Raw genomic sequence first — 5,206 nt, 5'->3', positions numbered from 1 at the left:
GCTCGAAGGCGCCGGCCAGGGCGTCCTCGGCGAGCGCGAGGTCACCCGACGATGCCGCGAGCAGCGCGATCAGCCGCCCGTACGACGCGCGGGCGACCAGCTCGACGGATGCCGCAGCCGCCGCCCGCGCGCCATCGACGTTCACTCGTTGGGAGTCCACACGCCGTCGACCGTGTACACGGCGCCCGGGCGCACCTCGACGCCGCCTGCGCCGTAGGCCATCGAGGGAGCCTGCTTGGCCCACTCGATCGCGGTATCGAGGTCGGGCACGTCGATCACGAACGTGCCGCCGAGCTGGTCCTTCGTGTCGGCGAACGGGCCGTCCTGCACCTGCAGGGCGCCGCCGTCGGCACGCAGGGTCGTCGTGCTCGACGACGGTTGCAGCACCTCGGCGCTGAGCAGCACACCCRCCGAATGCAGCGTGGCGGCGTAGGCGGTGAAGGCTTGCTGGCCCTCGGCGAGCGCCTCGTCACCGAGCTCGTCGGCGGTCATCTCGGGGTAGTGAAGCAGCAGTGTGTAGCGCATGGTGTTCCTCCTCGACCCGATCCAGCGACAGGGTACTCGCGCGCCGCCGTCGCCGGGGTCATCCTCGTTCGCTCCCCTTCGGGAGTCGGCCGGATGTCGGCCTCTACTGGGATGACGACCGAGCGGCAGGGCGATCGACAGGTCGCGCCGTTGGCAGCTGGCTGCCGGTCGAGAGAAGCGGCGCTTCTGCGGCATCCGGAATCTACGGGCGGAGGCCCGCGTCGTAGGCGGCGATGATCGCCGCGGCGCGGTCGCGGGCGCCGAGCTTCATGAAGATCGCCGAGACGTGCGACTTCACCGTGCGCTCCCCCACGTGCAGCTGGGCCGCGATCTCGCGGTTGTTCGCCCCGGCGCAGATGCGGCGCAGCACCTCGAGCTCGCGCGGGGTGAGCTGCTCGAGCGCTCGGCTCGCCGTTGCCGACGACGGCGCGCGCTCCTTCGCCCGCGCCAACACGCGCGGTAACACGCGCGGGTCGAGCCAGGCTCCGCCGGCGGCGACGGCGCGCACCGCCGCGATCAGGTCCTCGGCCGGGCTGTCCTTGAGCACGAAGCCCGCGGCGCCGGCCGTCAGCGCTCCCCAGAGCACCGCGTCGTCGTCGAACGTCGTCAGGGCGAGCACGGGCGGGGAGTCGGATGCCGCGCGCAGCTGCCGCGTCGCCTCGGGGCCGTCCATCCGCGGCATCCGTACGTCCATGAGCACGAGGTCGGGGTGGTGCGCGCGGACCGCGGGCAGCACGCCTGTGCCGTCGCCGCACTCGGCGACCACCTCGAGGTCGGCCTCGGCACCCAGGATGAGCGCGAGACCGGCCCGTACCATCGCCTGGTCGTCGACGAGCAGGAGCCGAAGCGGCGCGGTCACGCGACACCTCCGACGGGAAGGCGGCACTCGACGACCCACGAGTCGCCCTCCGGCCCGCTGCTGAGCTCGCCGCCGAGCGAGGCGGCCTGCTCGCGGAGTCCGACGAGCCCGTAGCCATCGGGAGCGTGGTCCGTAGCGGCATCCGTCACGCCCGTCGGCATGAACGCGTTCGAGATCCGGGCGATCACGGCATGATCGTCGATCGCGATCTGCACCGCAGCGGATGCCGCGGGCGCGCTGTGCCGGGCCGCGTTGGCGAGCGCCTCCTGCACCACCCGGTAGAGCGTCAGCCGGATGGGCAGCGAGAGGGGTTCGGGGGTGCCGACGATGCGCAGCTCGACCGGAAGCCCCGCCGAACGGTAGGTCGTGACGAGTCGCTCGAGGTCCAGCGATGCCCACTCGGACTCGTCGTCATCCCGCAGCATCCCGACGGCCCCGCGAATCGCGTCGAGACTCTCGCGCGACACCCGTTCGGCTTCGATGAGGGCCGCCTCAGCGGCATCCGGATTCGAACGAATCACCCGTCTGGCCCCGCCGACATGCAGCACGACCACGGTGAGCGAGTGGGCGACGAGGTCGTGCACGTCACGAGCGATGCGATGGCGCTCCTCGCGTGCCGCGGCATCCGCCAGCTCACCCTCGGCCGCGCGCAGCTCGTCGGCCAACCGCGTCGCGCGCCGCAGGAGCACGCCGATGAGCACGGCGAACGCGCCGCCGAAGGCGAAGTAGATCGCGCCGACGTCCCACTCGACCCCGAACAGGAACGGCACGAAGGGGAGCACCATGATGACGGCGGTGACCGAGCCGATCAGCCACCAGTCATCGGTTCGACTGGCGAGCCGGCTCGCGGCCGCCAAGCTGAGGAAGAGGGCGGCGCCGATCTCGGAGAGCGCGATGACGGGGATCACCGGGATGATCGCGAGCGCGGCGAAGGCGAGCAGTGGGAGCTCGACGCCGAAGACGAGCAGTGCCCACGGTACGAGGGCGATGAGCATGGCCACGACGACCGCCGGGTTGAACTGGGCATTGACGACGGCCAGGACCGCGGCCACGAGAGCGGCTCCGGCGTAGACGAGGTCGGTGACCCGTGAACCCGCCGCGACTGAAGCTCGCGTCATGCGTCGCTCCTCTCGGGCCTCGCCTCAACGAAACCGTATCGGACGGGTTCGCGCCTCGTCCCGTGGTACGAGAACGAGGCGTTCCCCGGTGCGATGACGGCCGGATGCCGCGCGCGGAGCATCGGGGCATGACCACTTCACTCGCAACTCCGCTTCGCTCTTCCTCCCCTAGGCCCTCGACCGCGACAGCGGCACGCGCCGTGCTCGCGGTCGGCGCCGGCCTCAGTGCCGCCGCGTTGGTGATCGCCGTGGTAGGCCTGATCGTCGATCAGACGGTGATCACGGGCGCTCCCGCGTGGATGAAGCCCGCCAAGTTCGCGTTCTCGATCGCCGTGTACCTGCTGACGCTGCGCTGGATCCTGTCGTACGTGCGCGGCCACGATCGGCTGCTCGCCGTGCTCAGCTCCGTCATCTCCGTCGCGCTCGTCGCCGAGATCGCGCTCGTGGAGATGCAGGTGCTGCGCGGCACGACCAGCCACTACAACGAGGCGACCGCCTTCGATGCCGCGGTCTTCTACGCGATGGGCGGCATCGTGTCGCTCGTGGTCATCGCCACGATCGCCGCCGGCGTGCTCGCGCTGCGGCAGCGAGGCCTCGACCCGGGACTRGCGGGCGGGCTCCGCTGGGGCATCGGCATCAGCGTGCTCGGCATGCTCGCCGCCCTCACGATGATCTTCAACAAGGGCTGGAACGACTCGGGCGGACACACCGTCGGGGCGGCCGATGGCGGGGCCGGCATGCCGATCACCGGCTGGAGCCTCGAGCACGGCGACCTGCGCATCGGGCACTTCGTCGGGCTGCACGCGCTGCAGCTCCTGCCGCTGCTCGCCTGGGCGCTGCTGCGGTGGACGCGCCTCGACGCGACGACCCGAGCCCGCCTGCTCGCCGTGGCTGGAGCGACCTACACCGCGGTGGTGCTGCTCGTCATCTGGCAGGCGATGCGCGGGCAGAGCCTCGTTCGACCCGACGGCGAGACTGTGGCGGCTTTCGTCGCGCTCGCGGTCGTCGCGGGCGTGGCGGCGGTCGCGGTGCTGCGGCGAGGCCATGGACGGACGCCGGCTGTTCGGTAACGCCTGGCTCGCGGCATCCGCTCTCTCGCCCCTGTTGTGGGCGGCATGCCGGCGCCRTAGCATCGCGGCATGTCGGAGCCGAACAGCGTCGCCGTGGTCACGTCGTTCATGCGGGCGTTCCAAGAGCAGGATCGCGAGCGAGCCGAAGCCCTCATGGCCGACGACTTCGTGTTCACCAGCCCGCAGGACGACCACCTCGACAAGGCCACCTGGCTGGAGCGGTGCTTCCCGACCGCGGATCACTTCGATGAGCCGTCGCAGACGCTGCAGATCGCCGAGGTCGACGGGGTGGTGCTCCACCGGTACGAGTACCGCGTCGACGGGGTGCGTTGGCGCAACGCCGAGGCGTCGCAGGTCGAGGACGGCCGGGTGAAGTCCGTCGAGGTCTACTTCGGCGGCGCGGTCGACCCGCACGGGTGAAGAGCCTGCGGGCTGGGACCGGGTGGGTGCGGTGCCAGCGGCGTGGAGGCGTGAAAGCAACGCTCCCTCGAAATCGGTACCGAAGTACCGAAGTACCGAAGTACCGAAGTACCGAAGGATTCGACAAGGGATGATGTGCCGATTCAGCGCTGCGGATGCCCCGGGGCAGCGTTGGGGCGCGGTTCGCTCTGGCCGCGTCCGCCGACGGTCAGACGGTGCCGGCGGGCGGCCAGACGCCGATGATGATCGCCATGATGACGATCGTGACGAGCTCGTGCGCGATGTTCATCACGGTGAGGGATGACGGGCGGCCCTCGAACACGTCGTGGGTGATGAATCGCGCGGCGGTGAAGCCGGCCCAGAGGATCACCGCGGTGAGCAGCGCCGCCGCCAGGTACCCGCCGCCGTAGAAGTGCCACGCGATGTTCGTGGCGCCCGCGAGCACCCATGCCGTGACGAAGCTCACGAGCACCGTCACGATGAGTGGCATCACGGCGCTCGCGCCCGGTCGGTCCAGGTCGACGTTGGCGAGCTTCGCCCATCGGGTGCCGAACACACCCCGCGCGTACCAGATGGCGCCGACCGCCATGCTCGACGCCGTCGCCAGCAGCACCGCCCAGTAGTTGATCTCGGGGACCATCTCCGCCTCCTCGCCGCGGCCGGAGCCGCGCATCGCCGCGCTGCGCTCCCGCGCCGTCGCTGGGCGAGAGCGTACTCCGGCTGTCGTACCGGTGGACGGCAGCGCGCCGGGGCCGTGTCTTGCGTCGGTCGCAGTTGCGCGAGTGCGCTCAGCCCGCCGCGTAAACCCAGACGTCGCCGCCCGACGACAACTGCGCGCGCACCCGGCGGTAGTCGTCGACCTCGTAACAATCGGCCGCGGCGAGCTGCGCGGCGGTCACCTCGAGCACGGCCCCGTCGACGCGATCGGCGGGGTCGTCGGTGCGCTCGAGGATCGGATGCTCGGCCTCGCCGCTCACTGCGACCACGTCGGGATCGGTGATGCGCAGCATCCGGCGCCGCCACCCGACGAGCGCGTCGGCCGACGTGGGCAACTCGGCGCCGAACAGCTCGCGTTGTACGGCGGGCAGGCGCAAGGTGCCGTAGCTGAAGAGGCGTTCGGTCGAAGGCATGCGTCGAGGCTAGCGGCCGCGCCGCGGCATCCGGAGCACGCGGGCGCAACGCGACGAGGCGGGGTGCAGCACGCACCCCGCCCT

General features: G+C 71.2%; 7 protein-coding genes. 2 read left to right on the top strand and 5 right to left on the bottom strand.

Going from position 1 to position 5,206, the window contains the following annotated elements:
* Nucleotides 1–141: 141 nt before the first annotated feature.
* From AC1DY2_RS14940 to AC1DY2_RS14930, 3 genes are all read right to left on the bottom strand, one after another.
* On the bottom strand, nt 142–525 hold the full coding sequence (locus AC1DY2_RS14940) for a YciI family protein (RefSeq protein WP_476763143.1): 384 nt from the start codon (nt 523–525) through the stop codon (nt 142–144).
* Between the two features lie 202 nt (nt 526–727).
* Nucleotides 728–1,384, bottom strand: coding sequence for a response regulator transcription factor (locus AC1DY2_RS14935; protein WP_476763142.1), 657 nt, complete (start codon nt 1,382–1,384; stop codon nt 728–730).
* Nucleotides 1,381–2,502, bottom strand: coding sequence for a sensor histidine kinase (locus AC1DY2_RS14930; RefSeq protein WP_476763141.1), 1,122 nt, complete (start codon nt 2,500–2,502; stop codon nt 1,381–1,383). Before AC1DY2_RS14930 ends, AC1DY2_RS14935 begins: the two co-directional genes overlap by 4 nt.
* A gap of 200 nt (nt 2,503–2,702) precedes the next feature.
* On the opposite strand from AC1DY2_RS14930, the gene AC1DY2_RS14925 reads away from it, so the two are divergent.
* Both AC1DY2_RS14925 and AC1DY2_RS14920 read left to right on the top strand, forming a co-directional pair.
* Complete coding sequence (locus AC1DY2_RS14925) at nt 2,703–3,572, top strand: hypothetical protein (protein ID WP_476763140.1); 870 nt, start codon at nt 2,703–2,705, stop codon at nt 3,570–3,572.
* A 69-nt stretch (nt 3,573–3,641) separates the two neighbouring features.
* Nucleotides 3,642–3,992, top strand: coding sequence for a nuclear transport factor 2 family protein (locus tag AC1DY2_RS14920; RefSeq protein ID WP_476763139.1), 351 nt, complete (start codon nt 3,642–3,644; stop codon nt 3,990–3,992).
* A gap of 208 nt (nt 3,993–4,200) precedes the next feature.
* On the opposite strand, the gene AC1DY2_RS14915 is transcribed toward AC1DY2_RS14920, so the two are convergent.
* Nucleotides 4,201–4,632 carry a DUF1761 domain-containing protein gene (locus tag AC1DY2_RS14915; RefSeq protein ID WP_476763138.1) on the bottom strand — a complete coding sequence of 144 codons (432 nt, stop codon included), beginning with the start codon at nt 4,630–4,632 and terminating at the stop codon, nt 4,201–4,203.
* Between the two features lie 148 nt (nt 4,633–4,780).
* Nucleotides 4,781–5,122, bottom strand: a complete 342-nt coding sequence (locus AC1DY2_RS14910; RefSeq protein ID WP_476763137.1) for a gamma-glutamylcyclotransferase family protein — start codon at nt 5,120–5,122, stop codon at nt 4,781–4,783.
* Nucleotides 5,123–5,206 lie beyond the last annotated feature (84 nt).

This window comes from Agromyces sp. P1_H4, from assembly GCF_056405255.1.
Note: the sequence above shows the minus strand (reverse complement) of the source record. Positions and strands in the feature narration are given on the sequence as shown.

Excerpts from the sequence above, each read along its gene's own strand:
- AC1DY2_RS14930 (WP_476763141.1), bottom strand. The coding sequence starts at position 2,502 with ATGACGCGAGCTTCAGTCGCGGCGGGTTCACGGGTCACCGACCTCGTC.
- AC1DY2_RS14920 (WP_476763139.1), top strand. The coding sequence starts at position 3,642 with ATGTCGGAGCCGAACAGCGTCGCCGTGGTCACGTCGTTCATGCGGGCG.
- AC1DY2_RS14915 (WP_476763138.1), bottom strand. The coding sequence starts at position 4,632 with ATGGTCCCCGAGATCAACTACTGGGCGGTGCTGCTGGCGACGGCGTCG.
- AC1DY2_RS14910 (WP_476763137.1), bottom strand. The coding sequence starts at position 5,122 with ATGCCTTCGACCGAACGCCTCTTCAGCTACGGCACCTTGCGCCTGCCC.